The 18,083-nt window shown below is 67.9% G+C and carries 15 protein-coding genes; 13 read left to right on the top strand and 2 right to left on the bottom strand.

Annotation, left to right across the window (positions count from 1 at the left end; all coding sequences use genetic code 11):
- Nucleotides 1-5: 5 nt before the first annotated feature.
- The gene (locus GM656_RS12470; RefSeq protein WP_162414008.1) at nt 6-545 is read right to left on the bottom strand and encodes a GNAT family N-acetyltransferase; all 540 of its coding nucleotides are present in this window, start codon (nt 543-545) and stop codon (nt 6-8) included.
- A 237-nt stretch (nt 546-782) separates the two neighbouring features.
- On the opposite strand from GM656_RS12470, the gene glmS reads away from it, so the two are divergent.
- From glmS to GM656_RS12425, 9 genes are all read left to right on the top strand, one after another.
- Nucleotides 783-1,226 (top strand): methylaspartate mutase subunit S, encoded by a 444-nt coding sequence (gene glmS, locus GM656_RS12465; protein WP_162414007.1) that lies wholly within the window; start codon nt 783-785, stop codon nt 1,224-1,226.
- A 117-nt stretch (nt 1,227-1,343) separates the two neighbouring features.
- The gene (locus GM656_RS12460; RefSeq protein WP_162414006.1) at nt 1,344-1,796 is read left to right on the top strand and encodes a hypothetical protein; all 453 of its coding nucleotides are present in this window, start codon (nt 1,344-1,346) and stop codon (nt 1,794-1,796) included.
- A gap of 61 nt (nt 1,797-1,857) precedes the next feature.
- Nucleotides 1,858-3,606 carry an alkaline phosphatase D family protein gene (locus GM656_RS12455; RefSeq protein ID WP_162414005.1) on the top strand — a complete coding sequence of 583 codons (1,749 nt, stop codon included), beginning with the start codon at nt 1,858-1,860 and terminating at the stop codon, nt 3,604-3,606.
- A 66-nt stretch (nt 3,607-3,672) separates the two neighbouring features.
- Nucleotides 3,673-4,251 (top strand): NADPH-dependent FMN reductase, encoded by a 579-nt coding sequence (locus tag GM656_RS12450; RefSeq protein ID WP_162414004.1) that lies wholly within the window; start codon nt 3,673-3,675, stop codon nt 4,249-4,251.
- A gap of 210 nt (nt 4,252-4,461) precedes the next feature.
- Nucleotides 4,462-5,085 (top strand): YIP1 family protein, encoded by a 624-nt coding sequence (locus GM656_RS12445; protein ID WP_162414203.1) that lies wholly within the window; start codon nt 4,462-4,464, stop codon nt 5,083-5,085.
- Between the two features lie 24 nt (nt 5,086-5,109).
- Nucleotides 5,110-5,373, top strand: a complete 264-nt coding sequence (locus GM656_RS12440) for a hypothetical protein (RefSeq protein ID WP_162414003.1) — start codon at nt 5,110-5,112, stop codon at nt 5,371-5,373.
- 76 nt (nt 5,374-5,449) lie between these two features.
- The gene (locus GM656_RS12435) at nt 5,450-7,627 is read left to right on the top strand and encodes a DHH family phosphoesterase (RefSeq protein ID WP_162414002.1); all 2,178 of its coding nucleotides are present in this window, start codon (nt 5,450-5,452) and stop codon (nt 7,625-7,627) included.
- A 41-nt stretch (nt 7,628-7,668) separates the two neighbouring features.
- On the top strand, nt 7,669-8,157 hold the full coding sequence (locus tag GM656_RS12430) for a cupin domain-containing protein (protein WP_162414001.1): 489 nt from the start codon (nt 7,669-7,671) through the stop codon (nt 8,155-8,157).
- A 98-nt stretch (nt 8,158-8,255) separates the two neighbouring features.
- Nucleotides 8,256-10,007: a cation:proton antiporter gene (locus GM656_RS12425; RefSeq protein ID WP_162414000.1), complete on the top strand. Its 1,752-nt coding sequence runs from the start codon at nt 8,256-8,258 to the stop codon at nt 10,005-10,007.
- Between the two features lie 25 nt (nt 10,008-10,032).
- Here GM656_RS12425 and GM656_RS19530 read toward each other — a convergent pair whose 3' ends face one another.
- Nucleotides 10,033-10,167 (bottom strand): hypothetical protein, encoded by a 135-nt coding sequence (locus GM656_RS19530; protein WP_277815055.1) that lies wholly within the window; start codon nt 10,165-10,167, stop codon nt 10,033-10,035.
- Between the two features lie 122 nt (nt 10,168-10,289).
- Here GM656_RS19530 and GM656_RS12420 point away from each other — a divergent pair, with 122 nt between their 5' ends.
- The 4 genes from GM656_RS12420 (at nt 10,290) to GM656_RS12405 (ending at nt 18,081) form a co-directional block, all read left to right on the top strand.
- The gene (locus GM656_RS12420) at nt 10,290-11,951 is read left to right on the top strand and encodes a tRNA uridine(34) 5-carboxymethylaminomethyl modification radical SAM/GNAT enzyme Elp3 (RefSeq protein ID WP_162413999.1); all 1,662 of its coding nucleotides are present in this window, start codon (nt 10,290-10,292) and stop codon (nt 11,949-11,951) included.
- A 305-nt stretch (nt 11,952-12,256) separates the two neighbouring features.
- A complete protein-coding gene (locus tag GM656_RS12415; RefSeq protein ID WP_162413998.1) occupies nt 12,257-15,841 on the top strand; it encodes a CARDB domain-containing protein in 3,585 nt (1,194 codons plus the stop codon).
- 80 nt (nt 15,842-15,921) lie between these two features.
- Nucleotides 15,922-16,986 carry a hypothetical protein gene (locus tag GM656_RS12410; protein ID WP_162413997.1) on the top strand — a complete coding sequence of 355 codons (1,065 nt, stop codon included), beginning with the start codon at nt 15,922-15,924 and terminating at the stop codon, nt 16,984-16,986.
- Nucleotides 16,987-17,046: 60 nt separating this feature from the next.
- Nucleotides 17,047-18,081 carry an NAD(P)/FAD-dependent oxidoreductase gene (locus GM656_RS12405; protein ID WP_162413996.1) on the top strand — a complete coding sequence of 345 codons (1,035 nt, stop codon included), beginning with the start codon at nt 17,047-17,049 and terminating at the stop codon, nt 18,079-18,081.
- Nucleotides 18,082-18,083 lie beyond the last annotated feature (2 nt).

Raw genomic sequence — 18,083 nt, 5'->3', positions numbered from 1 at the left:
CGCAGTTACGACTCGCCGCCGTCGGTCTCCAGCTCCCTGGAGAAGACGGCCTCGTCGTAGGGCTCGCCGCCGATGGTGACCGTCCGCGTGTTCGACCGCTCGAAGCCGTGGTTCAGGAAGAAGCGGCGGCTCTTCTCGTTCGAGGCGAGGTCGAGCGCCCGGATACGTTCGACCCCGTGCGCTTCGAAAATCTCCCGGAGGTGCTCGTACAGCGCGGTTCCGACCCGCTCGCGGTGGTAGTCCGGGTCGACGTAGAGGCGGAGAATCGTCCCGACCGTCTGGAGCGTGATGCCCTGCGTGAAACCGACGATATCACCGTCTTGCTCGGCGACGAGAAGCGTGGCTTCGATGTCGTCGAGGTCGTTCGCGGGGACGCCGCCGGCCCACCCGTGGAGCGCGGCTCCGAGCGGGTCCGCGTACCAGTCGTCGATGGTGGACTCGATGGCCTCGGGGTCGAGTTCGTCGTAGGCGTCGTGCCACGCACGCCTGGCCACCCGCCGGACGTCGTCGGCGTCGGCGTCGAACGCCGGCCGAACGGTCGTCATGGCGACTCGACCGGAACGGTGTGGCTGTTCGCTCGCCGGCCCGGTCTGCCGGACGGACGGGCGGGCGTCGCCGTGGAGCCCAGGCGAGACGACGGTTCGGATACCATTGCTGAGGAGTCTACCGACGCTTCGGGCCATCGCGGCTAATATCCATCCCTTCGCGGGTGGGAACGGTTGACACAATCTATAATGGTCTTTCATTAGGTTTATGTAGGATACCCTCGTTGGTGGTCCTGTATGAGGACAGTCATCCTCGGTGTCATCGGCTCCGACGCGCACGTCGTCGGAATTACCATCCTTGAACGGGCGTTCGAAGCGGCGGGGTTCGAAGTCGTGAACCTCGGCGTACAGACGTCCCAGTCGGAGTTCATCGAGGCCGCCGCGGAGCACGACGCGGAGGCGATCCTCGTCTCCTCGCTGTACGGCCACGCCGAGCAGGACTGTCAGGACTTCCACCGGGCGATGGACGAGGCGGGCCTGGACGTGACGACGTACATCGGCGGGAACCTCGCCGTCGGACAGGACTCCTTCGACGAGACGCGAAAGACCTTCCGCGAGATGGGCTTCGACCGCGTGTTCGACTCCGAGACGGATCCCCAGGAGGCCATCGAGGCGCTGAAGGCCGACCTGGGACACCGCTCGCGCGAGGCGGCGTCCGAGCGGACGCGACTGCGCTCCTGAGGCCGGGTTCGGCTTACTCCCCGTCCGCTTCCATCGGATAGCACTCTCGTCTGAGTCCCACCTGGGCCCCGGCGCCGGGTCCCAAAACATATGTCGGCCCTGCGTCTGCTCTCACTCGTGTCCTCCAAAGGACCCGCTTCGACGCTCTCCACGCCGATCGCGTGGTCGCTGCTCGCCGGCGCGTACGCGTTCGTCTGTAGCTCGCTGGTGTTACTGCGGCTCGGTGCCGTCGCCGGCACGCTGCTGACGGTGCTCGGGCTCCCCGAACCGTACGCTGGCGTCCTCGTCCCGGCGTCCGCCGGTGTCGTCGGAGCCGTCGGCTGGTGGGCGCTCGTCGAGCGACGCGCGGCACAGTCCTATCTGCTCGGCGCGCTCTTCGGGCTGACGACGGCCGTCGTCACGGTGTCGCTCTGGACGCTCGCGGTCGCGGTCGTCTGGGGACCGCGGACGGTGCTGCTCGCGGGTGTCGTCGTGATCGGGTTCGCTCTCGCGGTCACTGCCCCGTTGGGCGCGGTCGCAGGGCTCCCCCTGATGTACGCGCGCCGGCGGTTCGGCGGACTCGCATTCTGACGCGTGTGAACGGCCGGACCGGGCCGAAACCGGGATTTAGACCGGGCCCGAACGGACCGGTATGTCGGGACTGGACGGCCGCGACGAGCCCTCGAGTGGCCGAGACGACCACGTCGAACTGCTCTCGGAACTCGATTCCCACGACCTCGCGACGGCGATGACGGTCAGCGAGGCGACGGCGACCGACGCGTTCGACCACGACCCGAGTGCCGACCCGGACGACGTGTTTCCACAGTCGGTCGCTAGCGGCGGCCCGACGCCGAGCGGCGTCATCCTCTGGACGCGCGTCGCGCCCGACCGCTTCGACCGGGAGACGCCGCTCGGCGTTCAGGTGGCGACCGACGACGACTTCGAGGAGGTGGTGTACGAGGGCGTGCTGGACGACGCGGAGCGGATTCGGGCCCACGACTACACGGTCAAGGTCGACCTCGACGGCCGCCTCGACCCGGACAGCGAGTACGCCTACCGCTTCGTCTACGACGGCGTCGCCACCCGAACGGGGCGCTGTCGGACGCTCCCGCGGCCGACCGACTCGCCCGAGTCGCTTCGCATCGCCGTGTTGGCCTGCCAGAACTACCTCAACGGCTACTTCCCGGCGTACCACTACGTCGCCGAGGAGGACCTCGACTTCCTCGTTCACCTCGGCGACTTCATCTACGAGTCCGACGACGGCCACTTCAAGGGGCTCGGGTCCTACGAGTACGCGGGCCGGGAACTGACGCTGCCGAGCGGCTACGACCGGGTCCACACGCTCGACGACTACCGCTACCTCCACCGCGAGTACCGCACCGACCGATTCCTTCGGGAGGCCCTGGAGGAACACACCCTCGTCGCCGGCTGGGACGACCACGAGATGGTCAACGACGTGTACTGGGACTCGCGCTCGGACGCGCCGGCCGGCGACCACCCCCGCGGCGACGACCCGAAATTCATGACGGAACTGGTCGCGAACGCGATGCACGCGTGGTGGGAGTACATGCCCGCCCGCGTCGAGTACGACCCCAACGGCGAGCGCTTGCAGGATCGGTTCAGGCTCTGGCGCTCGATGCGCTTCGGCGATCTGGTGACGCTGGCGATGACCGACGAGCGCCTGTTCCGCGACCCGCCGCGGGAGGCGATTCCGACGCCGGACAACGTCGGCCCCCACCGCGAACCGCCGGGGCGGACGATGCTCGGCGACGAACAGCGGGAGTGGCTCATCGACACCATCACCGGGTCGGAGACGCGCTGGACGGTGTGGGCCGACGAGGTGCTGACCATCCCCTTCCGACTCGGCTCCGGCCCGCTGTCGGTGTACCCCGTCCAAGGCGGCTGGGACGGCTACACGCGCGAGCGCCAGCGGGTGACCGAGGCCATCGGTGCGGCGGACGTGGGGAACTTCGTCACGCTGACCGGCGACATGCACTGTTACGTCGCCGGCTACCAGCAGACCTCCTATCCCGGCCGCGTCACCGGCGGCGAGGGGGTCGCGCAGGGCGACCGCATCGGGGTCGAGTTCATGACGCCGGCCGTCACGTCGCTCAACGCCGCCGAAGCGCTCCACCTCACCCGCGGCCTGCGCGGCCGACTCACCGAACCGCTGCTGACGAGGCTGATCACGGCGATGAACCCTCACATCGAGTTCTTCGACAGCCACAACTGGGGCTACTCCGTCGTGGAGTTCACCCGCGACGACTGCACGTACGTCGGCTACGGCGTCGACAAGACCGTCGACTCGCCCGAGGCCGAGCGCGAGGTCGTGACGGCCTACCGCGTCCCCGACGGCGTCGTGAACCTCGTCGACGTGACCGACGAGTTCCGGGAGTCCTGACGGATCCGGCCGCGGGCGGCGTCCCCGTCCACCATCCCTATACCGACCCCCCTCCATACTCGGGACATGACCAGACCGCACGTCGTCGGCGTCGTCGGGAGCCTCAGAGACGAGAGCTACACCCGCGTCGGTATCGAACGCGCGCTCGCGGCCGCCGCGGACGCCGGCGCGACGACGGAACTGCTCGACCTCCGGGAGTTCGACCTGCCGGTGTTCGACGCGGACGACCGCGAACCCGGCGACGCCGTCGACTTCGCCGACAGCGTGTACGACGCCGACTCGATCCTGCTCGGGACGCCGGTGTACCACGGCTCGTACTCCGGCGCGCTGAAGAACGCGCTCGACTACTGCGGCTTCGACGAGTTCGAGCACAAGACCGTCGGCCTGCTCGCCGTCGCCGGCGGCGGCTTTCCGATCACTGCGCTCGAACACCTCCGGTCGGTCTGTCGCTCGCTCAACTGCTGGGTGATCCCTCACCAGGCCGCGATTCCGCGGGCCCGGACCTACGTCGAGGACGGAGAACTCATCGACGACGACATCGAAGACCGCGTCGTTACGCTCGGCGAGGAAGCGGTGCAGTACGCGAACATCGAGCCCGATCCGGCGTGTTTCGAGAGTACGGAGAACGTCGGAGCAGACGATTAACCGCGAGGGCCTTGTGTCCGAGCCGTGAGCGGCAGGACCGAAGGAGCAGACGACTAGCGGTGAGGACCGCTTCGCGTGTCCGTGCCGTAGTCGGCAGGAGCGGACGATTAGCCGCGAGGGTCTCGTGTCCGAGCCGTGAGCGGCGGGAGCGAAGGAACGGACGACGCGGAGAAGGAAACCGTCAAATCGCCCCACTTCCAAGGATTCGGCGTGACGCAGTGGGTCGAGAATCCGACCGGGGGTCGCGATCGCGGACCGGCGGCACTGGTCCGCGCGTGGGCTGAGATTCTCCGTCGGCCGCGGCGGTTCTTCCGCACCGGCATCGCGCCGGGTGATCAGGCCCCGGGGCTGGTGTTCGCCTCGATGGTCGTGCTCGTCGAGGAGGCGAGTCGCTTCGCCGTCGTCCACCTGGCCGAGCGGGGACTCGTCTCGACCGGGCCGTTCGACTATCCGGCCCTCGCCGGCTTCTCGCCCGGCGTCGCCGTGCTCGTGTTGCTTGCTATCATCATGTTCGTGACGCCGGCGACGGTGCACCTGACCGCGGCGGTGCAGACGCTGCTCCTGGTCCCCACCGCGCCGGACCGCGGCGGCATCAGCGAGACGGTACAGGTGCTGTGCTACGCGATGGCCCCGTGCCTGTTCGCGGGCCTGCCGAGTCCCGAGGTCCGGGCCGCCGTCGCCGCCTGGGGCGCGGGGCTGTACATCCTCGGAACGGCGACGGTTCACGACCTCAGGCTCCCGGTCGCGGCGGTCGTGGGGGCCGTCCCCGCGGCCATCGTGTTCGGGTACGGCTTCCGGGGGTTCCACGCGCTGTCGCTCGTGACCGGGTTTTAGGTGACCGCCGCTCCCGTCTCGGGTATGCTCAGCATCGACATCGATCAGTTCATGCTCGAACTCAAAGACGGCGCGTTCAAGAGCGTCGGCCCGTCGAACAAGGAGGCGACGATCAAGATGTACGACGTCGAGGGGGTCGACGTGCGGGAGTACGGCGACAAGCGCGTGAAACTCGCCTTCGAAGACGAACAGGGCAGCGAGATCGAGATCGCGCTGTTCCCCGAACAGGCGAAAGCCGTCGCCTCGGGGCTCGAACTGCTCGAAGAGGAGAGCGAGCTGTTCGACTAGACCCTGCCGTTCGGCGGGTCTCGAAGTCGTCCGGATTTCGACAACCGTTTTAGGCACGACATGCTTTCACCGTGTAATGGGTTCGTGTATCATCTGCGGCAAATCTGTCGAAGGACGCATCTGTGACCTCCACGAGGAGGACGCCCTGTTCGAGTTCCGCGGCTCTCGCCCCGACCAGCTATCGGTCGGTCGGTACTACCGCGGCAGCGTCGACGGCTTCGCCGAGTTCGGCGTGTTCGTCGACATCGGCGACAGCGTCACGGGGCTCCTCCACCGGAGTGAACTGGACCGACGGCTCGACTCCCTCGACTGGGAGCCGGGCGACGACGTGTACGTCCAGGTCAAGAACGTTCGCGACAACGGCAACATCGACCTCGGCTGGTCGATCCGGCAGTCCGAACGCGAGTTCCGCGGCGTCCTCGTCGACGACCCGGAGATCGGCCACTCGGTCCTGCTCGAAGACGAGGAGGACGACGAGGAGACGGCCGACTCCGCGGACGCCGACGAGACGGGCGCGGTCGAGGCAGATAACGAAGTCGAGACCGACGCCGAAACCGACGAGGAGTCGGACGACGACGCAGCGCAGGCGTCGGACGACGAGTCCTCGAGCGCCGGTGCAGTGAGTCAGGCCGGCGACGCCGACCGCGTCGCGGGCGCTGGCTCCGTCGGCGAGAGCGACGGCGGATCGGCGGCGGTCGTCGCCGAGTCCGACGACGAGGAGGACTCGGCCGACGCGGCCCCGGCTTCTGAGCCGGTCGCCGTCGCTATCGGCGACCTCGACGAGCACGTCGGCGAAGACGTCCGCCTCGAAGGCGAGGTCGTCGGCATCCGACAGACCTCCGGCCCGACGGTGTTCGAACTGCAGGACGAGACCGCCACCGTCGACTGTGCGGCCTTCGTCGAGGCCGGCGTCCGCGCCTACCCCGAGGTCGACGAGGCCGACGTGATCCGACTGGATGGTGAGGTCCGCCGCCGACGCGGCGAACTGCAGGTGGAGACCGACGAGCTGACCGTCCTCGAAGCCGGCGAGCGCGACGAGGTCGAGCAGCGACTCGCCGACGCGCTGGACGACGAGGCGCGACCGGAGACCGTCGAACCGCTGGCCGACGACCCCGCGATCGCGGACCTCTCCGAGGAACTGGTCGAGACGGCCACGCAGATCCGCAAGGCCGTCCTCACCGACCGCCCGGTCATCGTCCGCCACGCCAACACCGCCGACGGCTACCTCGCTGGAAGCGCACTCGAACGCGCGACGCTCCCGCTCGTGAGCGAACAGCACCGCCGCGCCGACGCGAAGTACCACTACTTCGACCGCCGACCGCTCGAGGGCGGCGTCTACGACATGGACGACGCCACGAAGGACACGACGACGATGCTCGACAACCGGGAGCGCCACGAGGAGAAGCTCCCGCTGTTCGTCTTCGTCGCCGCCGGCGGCACGCGCGAGAGCCTGGACGGCTTCGACCTCCTGAACGTCTACGGCGCGCCGAGCGTCGTCATCGACGACATCGACGTCGACGGCGCGGTGGTCGACGCGGTCGACGCCGTCGTCTCGCCGTCCGTGGCGGACGCACCCGACACCACCGCGACCGCGCTCGCGGCCAACGTCGCAGCGCACGTCAACGACGGCGTCCGTGACGACCTCCGGCACCTCCCCGCCGTGAGCTTCTGGGAAGACGCACCGGCGTCGTACCTCGACGCCGCGAGCGACGCCGGCTACGACGCCGACGCCGTCGCCGAACTCCGCGAGGCCGTCGCGCTGGAAGCGCACTACCAGTCCTACGAGGACAAGCGCGAGCTCATCACCGACCTCGTGTTCGGCGACGACGAGGAGGACGTGGGCGGCCTCGCCGGCCACGTCTCCGAGCAGTTCCGCGAGAAGGTCGACGAGGAGGTCTCGACCGCGCGGGCGAACCTCGACTACCGGACCGTCGACGGCGTGGACATCGCCGTGCTGGACACGGACGCGTTCACCCACCAGTACGAGTTCCCGCCGGAGTCGCTCCTGCTCGACGAGCTGTACCGCGACGTGCGCGACGAGTGCGCGGCCGTCCTCGGCATCTCCACGGACACGATGTACGTGCGGACCGACGGCGACGTGGCCCTGCACGACCTGGCCGCCGCCGTGGCCGAACGCGTCCCCGAGGGCGGCGTCGCGACCCGGAGCGTCCGCGAGGGGACGATCCGCTACCTGGCCGGCGAGCGACCCGCGGTCCTCGACGCGACGCTCGACGTGCTGGCCGAACAGCTGTAACGCGGCGAGCCTTTTTCCGGTCGCGGGCTGTCACAGCGCCCATGAGCGACGGCCCCGTCAACGCCGACGACCTCGACTGGACCGACTACGACCACGGCGACCGACAGTTCAGACGCAAGCAACTGGGCGAGGCCGCCGGCGGTGAGGACCTCGGTGCGAGCCTCTACGCGGTGCCGCCGGGCAAGCGCCTCTGGCTCCGCCACTACCACGAGGGCAACGAGGAGGCGATCTTCGTCCAGCGCGGGACGGGAACGCTGTGGCTCGGCCCCGAGAAGGAGGAACACCCACTCGAGGCGGGCGACTACGTCGCGCTTCCCGCGGGCGAGGAGAGCGCCCACGAGATCGCGGCCGGCGACGAGGAACTGCGCCTGCTGATGGTCTCGACCATGGAAGAACCCGATATCACCGTCTACCCGGACAGGGAGATGGTGGGGCTGTACGCCGGGGCGGCACCCGGCGGCGACGCCGCGGAGCGCTCCCTGTCGACGTACCTCGACGCCACCGCAGAGAAAGACTACTGGGACGAGTAGGGCGAGGACGGCCGCGTCGGTCCGCTCCCGGGACCGGACTGGAGACACACGTCAGTGGCCGGGAGCAGGGTTAAAGGGGAGACGGCGGAACTGCCCCCATGGCACCCGGTGGTATCCCCGTCTCGCTGCTGGCCGATCTCCTGGCGGTGTTCATCATCGCCGCGGGGGTCGGCGTCTTGGTCACCAAAGTCGGGCAGTTCCCTTACACGATCGCGCTCCTCATCGCGGGGGTCGCCGCCTCTGTCGTGGGCGTCACGATCGACATCGAACTGTCACACGACCTGATACTGCTGGTGTTGCTGCCGCCGCTCCTGTTCGAGGGCGCGGCCACGACGGACCTCGAACGGTTACGACGGAACCTCGTTCCCATCCTCCTGCTCGCCGTCGTCGGCCTACTGGTCTCCGTCGTCCTCGTCGGGGTCGTCGGTTCGGCGCTGTTCCCAGGCTTCGACCTCCTGCTCGCCCTGCTGTTCGCGGCGATGATCCTGCCGACAGACCCGGTCTCCGTGCTGGCGCTGTTCGAGGAACTCGGCGCGCCGGAACGGCTGGCGACGCTCGTCGAGGGCGAGAGCCTCGTCAACGACGGCGTCGGCGTCGTCGTGTTCTCGGCGCTGCTCGGGTACGTCACGAGCAGCGCCGAGGGCGGCGCGGGGGCGGGCGAACTGTTCACCGTCGGCGGCGTCGGCGAATTGCTCGTGGACATCGCGATCGTCTCGGGCGGCGGCCTCATGGTCGGTCTGGCCGGCGGCGTCCTCGCGTACTCGGTGATGGTCTCGCTCGACGATCAGATGACCGAAATAATCCTGACGATCATCCTCGCCTACGGCGCGTTCCTGCTGGCGGAACACTACGCCGCCGACGTGCTCGGTTTTCACCTCTCCGGCGTCGTCGCCACCGTCGTCGCCGGCCTGTTCATCGGCAACCGCGGCGCTGAGTACGCGATGAGCCCGCAGACGAAGATCGCCGTGTTCAACACCTGGGAGACGGCGGCGTTCATCGTCAACACGTTCATCTTCCTGATGATCGGCGTGACCACGCCCATCGGGGACCTGCTCGCGAACGCGGCGCTGATCGGGATGGCGATTCCCATGGTGTTGCTCGCCCGGAGCGCGGTCGTCTACCCGCTGACGGCGCTCGCGAACCGCCTCTCTGAACCCTCGGTCCCGCGGTCCTACCAGCACGTGATGGTCTGGGGCGGGCTGCACGCGTCCATTCCCATCGCGCTCGTCCTCGGCCTCCCGCCGTCGACGCCGATGCGGACCGAACTCCGGGCGATGGTGTTCGGCGTCGCCGCCTTCTCGCTTGTCGTCCAGGGACTGACGATGTCGAACGTGCTCGACGGCCTCGACATCGTCACCCGCAGCGACGCCGAGCAGCTCTACGAACTGCTGATCGGCCGGGCGCGCGCAGTCGACGCAGCCCTCGACGCCGCCGACGAACTGCACGCCAACGGCGACATCCCACAGGAGGTGTACGACCGGTTCACGTCGGAGTACCAGCGGGAGAAAGACCAGCTCAACGAGGCCATCGCGACGCTGATGCGGGACAATCCGGAACTCCGACAGGAGCAGATTCTCGCGGGCGAGCGGCGACTCCTCCGCCGCGAGAAGAGCGCGCTCATGGACGCGACGCGAAACGGCGTCATCTCCGGGGACGTCGGCGACGAACTCATCGAAGAGATCGATATCAAGCTCGATCGGGTGCAAGACGGCGAGCAGACCGTCTCGGAGACCGAGGAGGGTTACGAGGAGTTCTGGCGCCAGCGAGTCCAGGAGTTCGGGCTCGACTTGGACGAGGAAACGGACGCCGACGCGACCGGAGACGAGGAGCTATCGGCGGACGAGAAGTGAGGCGAATAGCACTGCAGTCGGTCGGTCACTCGCCGTCCGAGGACACCGATCGAGCGGCCGTCTTCGCGCCGTAGTAGGCCCACTCCGCGCCGTAACAGAACACGCACCCGCGGAATTTCGGCCGCTCCGGCGTCGCGTCGTCGTCCGAGTTCGTGACCATATCACCGCCTACGGCCGCGACGCTATTCAAGCCGGCGGCCGTGTGCGGGCCGGACGCGTCCACGCTGCGACACCCGAGCGACACGCTTATTCGGCCGAGACGACCACGTTCCGATAACGCAGATGAGCACCGAGACGACGGACCCGCGCGAGACAGAGGCCTTCCAACAGGTGTGTGCGGAGCTGGTCGACCGCATCCTCGCCGGCGAGGTCGAGCGCGACGACGTGGAGTCGGCCAAGATCGACGTGTGTCGGGAGTACTCCGCGCCGAAAGTCCCGAAGAACTCCGAGCTGCTCGACTACGCGCCACAGGAACACCGCGAAGTGCTGGAGGAGGTCCTCCAGCGCAAGCCGGTGCGGACGGCCTCGGGCGTCTCGCCCATCGCCATCATGACCTCGCCGAAGCGCTGTCCCCACGGGAAGTGCCTCTACTGTCCCGGCGGGCCCGACTCGGAGTTCTCGTCGTCGCAGTCCTACACGGGCCACGAGCCCGCGGCGGCCCGCGGCGAGCAGAACGACTACGACCCCTACGGCCAGGTCACGCTCAGACTCAATCAGCTGCGGGAGATCGGTCACCCCGTCGACAAGGCGGAACTCATCCTGATGGGTGGGACGATGACCGCCCGGAGCCACGACTACCAGGAGTGGTTCGTCAAGCGCGCGCTGGAGGCGATGAACGACTTCGACGTGGACGCCGAACCGTCGCCCGAGCAGGGCGTGAGCTTCGCGGAGGACCGCGACGAGTACGAGTTCCGGTATCTCGAGGACGTGATCGCCGAGAACGAGACCGCGGACGTGCGCAACGTCGCGACGACGTTCGAGACCAAGCCGGACTGGTGCGACCCCGAGCAGATCGACCGGATGCTCGACCTCGGCGGAACGAAAGTCGAGGTCGGTGTCCAGACGACCTTCGAACGGATCAACCGCGAGATGCACCGCGGTCACGGCGTGCAGGCCTCGATCGACGCGAACCGCAGGCTTCGGGACTCGGCGTTCAAGGTCGGCTTCCACATGATGCCGGGCCAGCCCGGGATGTCCAGGGAGATGTGCCTGGAGGACTTCCGGCGCATCTTCGACGACCCGGACTTCCGTCCCGACTATCTGAAGATCTATCCCACGCTCGTCGTCGAGGGCACCGTCACCTACGACTGGTGGCGCAAAGAGGAGTTTGAGCCGCTCTCCAACGACGAGGCGGCCGAACTGGTCGCGGAGATCAAGGACATGATTCCGCGCTACACCCGTCTCCAGCGCGTCCAGCGCGACATCCCCGCGGACTTCATCGAGGGCGGCGTCTGGAAATCGAACCTCCGACAGCTCGCCCGCAAGCGGATGGACGAACACGGCTGGTCCTGTGACTGCATCCGCTGTCGCGAGGCCGGCCACAGCGACGAGACGGCCGAAACCGTCGAGTTCGACGTGCTGACCTACGAGGCCTGCGGCGGCACGGAGCACTTCATCTCCGTGGAGGACTTCGAGAACGACGTGCTGGTCGGTTTTTGTCGGCTCCGGTTCCCCAACGACCCCGTCCGACAGGAACTGCAGAACGCCGCGCTCGTCCGGGAGTTGCACGTCTACGGCAACGCGGTGGGCGTCGGGAAGCAGGGCGACGACGAGGACCACCAGCACAAGGGCTACGGTCGGAAGCTCCTCGAACGGGCCGAGGAGCTGGCTCGCGACGCCGGCTTCCCGAAGATCGCCGTCATCTCCGGCATCGGCGTTCGGCAGTACTACCGGGAGAAGCTCGGCTACAGACAGGACGGACCGTACGTGAGCAAACGCCTCTAATCGGGTTTTCAGCACCGAACGACGTATTCTAACCGGTTTCGAAACGTCGTCGAACAGCGACCGCGCGGTCGTGCGCGCCGAGTGGGCGGACGTTACCGAAAGCGTGGCGCTGTTTTCAGCCACTATACGTATAGTCACTTTTCTCGGGGCCGTCCGCCGGGCCACCAGGAGTGCATTACCAATCAGGCCACCCAGTTTGGTTTATTAGCCGAAAACCGCGGGTAGCGGTCGAGAAACGGGATAATATCAGCTTAACAGCCGATTGCTGCCCGCTAACTAATTACCACAATGGCATCGGCCCAGTCATGGGTAAGCTAACGGGCCTGTGGTTGGCAGCGATGATGACGCTCTCGGTGGTGGCGATAGTCACCACACCACTGGCGGCGTCGGGCGTCGCGGCCGCGTCGAACCACGACACGAGCAACATCGAAGTGACGGATGCGACTGCGGTAAAATCGTCCATTCCCGAACAACCGGAAGCGCCGTTCGAGGCTGCAACCGGAGAAGGGATCGACGTTCGGTTCACCCTCGAAAACACGGGGAGCGCCGAGGGACAGGAGACCGTGAACATCACCGCAAACGGTGAACGGATCGCTCAGGAAGAGCGATACGTGCAGGCGGACTCGACGAACGAGGGCGTGGCCGTCGTCGAGTTCGACGAGCCGGGCGAGTACGATCTGGCCGCGAACGGCGTCTCGGCCGGGACGGTAACGGTCGTCGAGCAGGCTGACCTCGAAATCACGGATATCGCCGCGGATCGGACGACGGTGTCGCAGGGCGAGGAGGTCACGCTGACGGTCACAGCGGAGAACACGGGCGGTACCGCCGGTGAGGAGACGTTCGACATCTTCTGGGAGAACACCGAAACCGGAGACCGCCAGCAGATCGGACAGGAGTCCTTCGAACTGGACGCGGGCGAGACTGGCACCGAGACGGCGACGGTCATCGCCGACGAGACTGGTGACTGGCGCGTCGACTCGGACACCACGATCACCGTCGAATCGGACGACTCCGGCGGCGGGGCCGAACCCCCGTCGGTTGCGGTGGTAGACGCCGGTCTCATCGACACGCAGGTCGACAGCGGACAGATGTCGACGCCGCAACCGGAGCTGTGGGTCGAACTGGAGAACACGGGCGGTGAAGCGGGAACCCTGCCGCTGACGGTCGAAGTCGGCGGCGAGGAGGTCACTATCACGTCCGGGCGAGAGGCTTCCGTCCCGGCCGGCCAAACGGTGAACAAGACCGTCACGTACGTCCTCGAAACCGACGACGGCTACGTAGAAAATGGCGAACACGAGGTGACGGTCAACGGCGAACCCGCCGGCACGATCGTCGTCGGCCAGTCTGACATCCAGATCACGGACGTGACGTGGAGTCGAACCACGGTCAGCGAGGGCGGAACCGTCGAACTCTCCGTGACCGGGACGAACGAGGGCGCGCTGGCCGGCGAACGCATAGTCGAGACCTTCGTCGACGGGAGCGCTGTCAGCGCGGTTGAACTGGAACTCGAACCCGGCGAGACCGGCACCGAGACGTACGTGCACACCTTCGGGGACGCCGGAACGCACGAGTTCGGCATCGTGAGCGAGAGCGAGCAGATCACCGTCGAACCGGCCGACTCAGGCGGCGGGGCCGAACCGCCGTCGATGACGGTGAGCGACCGCTCGCTCAGCGCCGAGGTCCTCTCAGCGGGCGACAGCGTGGACATCTCCGCAGTCGTCACGAACAACGGCGACCAGCGCGGAACGGCCGAGGTCACGTTCACCGTGGACGGGGATCAGGAGGAGACGAGAGCGGTGACGCTCGATCCCGGTGAATCGACCGACGTGTCGTACACGCGGACCTTCGACCGACCGGGGTCCTACGCCGTCGCGGTCAACGGTGAATCCGCAGGCACGGTAGAGGTCTTCGCGGACGACGCGGTCGGGGTCAGCAACGCAGGCCTGCTCGACACGCGGATCGACACGGGCCAGATGGCGACCCCGCAACCACAGCTGTGGGTCGAACTGGAGAACACCGGCGAGCAGACGGCGGCCGTCCCGATAATTGTCGAGGTAGGTGGCGACGAGGTAACCGTCACTTCCGGACGGAAACCGACCATCGCGCCCGGTGCGACGGAGAACGTGACGGTGACGTACGTCCTCGAAACGGGTGACGGCGGTTACGTCGAGGACGGTGAGCACGCGGTGACGGTCAACGGCGAACCCGCCGGGACGGTCATCGTGGGAACCTCCGAAATCGGGGTTACGTCCGTCGAAACGAATCGGACCACGGTGAGCGAGGGCGAGGCCGTCGAGCTGTCCGTGACGGGCGAGAACACTGGCGTCGTCTCGGGCCAGCGCGACGCGCTCGTCTACGTCGACGACACGACCGTCGGTGGCGTGGTCCTTCGGCTGGGCCCCGGTGAGACGGGCAGTGACCAATACGTCCACACGTTCGAGGAGGCCGGTACCTACGAGTTCGGCACGTCGAACGAGCGGATCGAGATCACGGTCGAGCAGACGCCCGCCGAGTTCGAAGTCAGCGACGCGCAGTTAGGAAGCACCTCCGTCACCGAGGGCGAGGCCGTCGACGTGACCGCGACCGTCGAAAACGTCGGAACGGGGTCCGGGACGTTCGACGCGACGCTGACCGCTGACGGAACGACCGTGGACTCGAGTTCCGTCGGACCGCTCGGTCCCGGCGAAACGGAGACTGTCACGCTCAGCGCGTCGTTCGACAGCAGCGGGGATCGGTCGCTTGCGGTCAACGGCGTCTCCGCCGGAACGCTGACCGTCGAAGCCGCCACCAGCACCAATAGTGGCGGAGGCGGCGGTGGTGGCGGAGGCGGCGGTGGTGGCGGAGGCGGCGGTGGTGGCGGAGGCGGCGGAGGCGGCGGTGGAGACGACGGTGACACCGATGATTCCGACGACGGGACCTCGTCCGACGGTGGGGGCGCGGAGCCGCCCGCAGTCACGCAGTCTCAGAGCGGTGACAGCGTGACCCTCCGCGTCGCCGCGAACGCCTCGAACGCGACGATCGACCAGTCGCTGAACCTCACCGGTCCGGACGCTGCTGCCCCGTCGTTCACCCTCTCGTCGGTATCGCTGTCGCTCGCCAACGGGAGCGGGCCGTTCAACGCGACGTTGTCGGGCCCGCACGCGATGCCGGACAACGCGACCGCCGTCCGAGACGACGGCGTGCTCGGCTACGTGTCCGTCACGTCCGACGGAAACGCCACCGACGTGCGTATCGCGACCTACACTGTGACGGTGAACGAGACGGCACTTCCCGAGGGGAGCGACGTCGGTGGCGTGCAGGTGTTCCAGTACCACAACGGGACCTGGAGCGAACTGAACGCCACCGCGAACGCCACTGACCAGACGGTGCAGGCAGACGCGCCACGGCTGTCGACCCTCGCCGTCGTGGCGCCGGGAACCGGCGCGGTGGGAGGTGGGGCGGTCCCGAACTCGTCGACGCCCGTCGAACCGACCGTCACGAACGCGGCGCTGACGGCCGACTGGGTCCGGGCGGGACTGAACACGTCCGTCTCGGCGACGTTCCAGAACCCGACGGAGGAGGCAGTCGAACGGACGCTGACGGTCACCGTCGACGGTGAAACGGTCGCATCGAAGACCGTCCGGCTGGAACCGGGCGAATCCACGACGAAGATCGAGTTCGAAGCCACGGAGGGAACCGTCTCGGTCAACGGCGTGGAGGCGGGTGCCCTCCGGGTCGGAACCGACGGGACCGGCGTCGAAGAGAGTCAGGGATCGACCGGCGAGAGCGCCGGTCAGGAACAGACGACGGACGATCCCGCGACTGCGTCCGGTCCCGGTTTCACGGTCCCGCACGTGGCCGTTGCGCTCGCGCTCGTGACGCTCCTCGTTCACGGACGACGCCGGCGCTGACGCACCCGAAGACCGGAAGGGACAACCTAACCCCGGCTTTGCACCTCCGTAACTAATCCTTTACTCACAAACGTCCGGGTATGAAGAAGCTCAGCGCGCTCTCTCTGGCGATATCTGTGGCTCTCCTCGGCATTACCCTCTGGTCGTTCCCGATCGCCGGCCACGCGAACGGGGCGGCGGCCGCTTCGCTCGCGAACTCGGACGCGGAATCGCTGGTGAACGATACGACGGACACGCAGACAGAAACGGCGACTGCGGAACCGACGGAGACCGCTACTCCGGAGCCGACGGAGACGGCGACTGCAGAGCCGACCGAAACTGCGACTGCGGAACCAACGGAGACGGCTACCGAAGAGCCGACCGAGACGGAAACGACGACCGAAGCACCGACAGAAACCGTCACCGAGGAGCCGGCCGAAACCGCGACGGCGACCGAACCACCCACCGAAGAACCGGCGGAGACTGTCACGGCGGAGCCGACTGAGACCGAGACGACCGACGGATCCGACGACGACGGTTCAGACAGCGGTGGAAGTTCGAGCGACGGCGGTGACTCTGACGACGATAGCGACTCCGACGACGGCGGGGGCGCGGTCGAGCCGGACGAAGACGACGAAGACGAGAGCAGCGACGAAACCGTGCCCACCGAAACTGCGACGCCCACTCCGGTCGAGACTGTGACGGCCACGCCGGTCGCGACGACCGAAGCCGCCACGGTGAACGAGAACGGCGTGCGTATCGAGTCGGCGTCGCTGACGGCCGACTGGGTGCGTTCGGGGTTCAACACCACCGTCCGAGCGCAGGTGACGAACACGCGCTCGTCGCCGGTCACCGAGACGTTCGTCGTGACCGTCGACGGCGAGCGCGTCACGACGCAAACGGTCGAACTGTCACCGGGCACTGAGACCACGGTCCGGGCCGAGTTCGAAGCGGTCGAGGGGACGGTCAGCGTCGACGGCGTGGAGGCGGGCGACCTCCGGGTCGCGAACCAGTCGGTCACGACTGGCGAGGACGACAGCGTGACCGCGGGCGAATCCACGACCGGGTCGTCGGGTCCGGGCTTCTCCGTGCGACAGGTCGGCCTCCTACTGGCGCTGCTGGCCGTCGCCGGCCGGATGAGTCAGGGTCTTCGCGGCGGCCGCTAAGTCGCGGACGCCCCGCTGTCGTGTGGTGGGTTTTTACTCACACCGTTCGACACCCCGCGTATGACTCGTGACCTCGCGGTCGTCGGAGCTGGCGCGGCCGGCGCGGCGGCGACGTACGCGCTCCGTGACGAGCCGGTCGACGTGACTGTGTTCGAGAAGAGCCGCGGCGTCTGCGGTCGCGCGGCCACCCGACGCAAGGCCGACTGCACGTACGAGTACGGCGCGAACTACCTCAAGGCCGACGACGACCGCGTGACGGAACTGGTCACCGAGGCCCTGCCGACCGACGGGCTGGTCGACATCGAGGAACCGATCTACGCCTTCGACGCTGACGGCGACGTCGAGCCCGGTCGGGACGCCGACGAGCACAAGTGGACCTACGAGGCGGGTCTCACCCAGCTCGCGAAGCGGCTGTTCGCCGAGACCGACGCCACGGTCGAAACCGAGGTCCGCGTCGAGACGCTGCAGTGCCACGACGACGGCTGGACGCTGGCCGACGCGGCCGGGACCGACCGCGGCCGCTACGACGCCGTCCTGCTGACGCCGCCGGCCCCGCAGACCGCCGACCTGCTGGGACAGGCCCGGTGGGACCACGACGACTGCCGGTCACTCAGAGAAGCGGTCGCCGCGGTTCCGTACCGGACCGTCGTCGCCGGCGTCCTCCACTACCCCTTCGAACTCGACGTGCCGTGGTACGGCGCGGTCAACGCCGACAAGGACCACGACGTCGGCTGGGTCTCCCGCGAGGAGTGCAAGGACGGCCACGTCCCCGACGGCGAGTCGCTCCTGATCGTCCAGATGAACGAGCCGTGGTCGGTCGCGAACTACGACGAGCACCCCGACCGCCTCGTCGACGACATCGCCGAGCGGACGGCGCGGCTGCTCGACGACGAGCGGCTCACCGAACCCGACTGGACCGACCACCAGCACTGGCGCTACTCCCAGCCCGAGGGCGAGGTCGACCGGGACCTGCTCGCCCGCGCCAGCGACCACGACCTCTACTTCGCCGGCGACTGGGTGGCCGGGAGGGGGCGCGTCCACGCGGCGGTCCGCAACGGGCTGGAGGCGGGCGAGGCAATCGCCGACGACGCCTAACG

The organism is Haloarcula salina (assembly GCF_010119195.1).
Classification (GTDB): Archaea; Halobacteriota; Halobacteria; order Halobacteriales; family Haloarculaceae; genus Haloarcula; species Haloarcula salina.
Note: the sequence above shows the minus strand (reverse complement) of the source record. Positions and strands in the feature narration are given on the sequence as shown.